Raw genomic sequence first — 639 nt, 5'->3', positions numbered from 1 at the left:
TATAGTTCCCCCCGAAAATCGGACAGTAAGTTTAGTTGGAAAACCATTAAATTTACAATATGTTACAGAGAAGAAGATTCAATTCACAGTTTAAGTTCAAGGTTGTCGTAGAAGCCTTGTCGGAGCGTCTTCCGTTACACGAACTTGCTAAAAAGTACGATTTGCATCCCAACCAGATTACGACCTGGAAGAAGGAGTTTCTTAAGAACGGAGCCGATGTTTTCGGTAAGGAAAAGGCTTCGGAAGAGAAAAAACAAGACGTAGAATCGCTTTACCAAGTCATCGGACAGCAGAAAATGGAAATTGATTTTTTAAAAAAAGCCTTGTCATGAAACAGAGTGTATCGGAAAGAAAAACACACATCGACAAGGCGGAGAAAATCAGCGTGAAAACCCAGTGCAGCCTTCTGCAAATCTCGCGCAGCAGCCACTATTACCTAAGAGTTCCGGAAAGTGACTTTAACCTGAAACTGATGGAAATGATAGACAGGGAGTTTCTGGAGCATCCCTGGAAAGGCGTTCCCAGAATGGTGCAGTGGCTCAATAAGGATTGCGGGCTTTCAGTCAATAAAAAGCGTGTGGAGCGGCTTTACCGGCTGATGGGCATCAGCGCTTCTGCTCCCGGGCCCAATACCAGCAA

At 44.4% G+C, this 639-nt stretch carries 2 protein-coding genes; both read left to right on the top strand.

Features of this window, described 5'->3' with window-relative positions:
- Positions 1-59 precede the first annotated feature (59 nt).
- Entirely contained in the window at positions 60-332 is a 273-nt protein-coding gene (locus OD355_RS13815; protein ID WP_263039083.1) for a transposase, read from the top strand.
- Positions 329-639: IS3 family transposase (locus tag OD355_RS13810; protein WP_263039082.1), on the top strand; the 311-nt coding region annotated here is incomplete at its 3' end. The genes OD355_RS13815 and OD355_RS13810, both read left to right, overlap by 4 nt.

Origin of the sequence: Haoranjiania flava (assembly GCF_025631005.1) — a bacterium.
Lineage (GTDB): Bacteria > Bacteroidota > Bacteroidia > Chitinophagales > Chitinophagaceae > Haoranjiania > Haoranjiania flava.
The sequence above is the reverse complement of the archived record's forward strand: the minus strand, read 5'-3'. Positions and strand labels throughout refer to the sequence as shown.

Bases quoted from the DNA above. Each gene is read 5' to 3' on its own strand.
- OD355_RS13815 (WP_263039083.1), top strand. From the start codon at position 60: ATGTTACAGAGAAGAAGATTCAATTCACAGTTTAAGTTCAAGGTTGTC.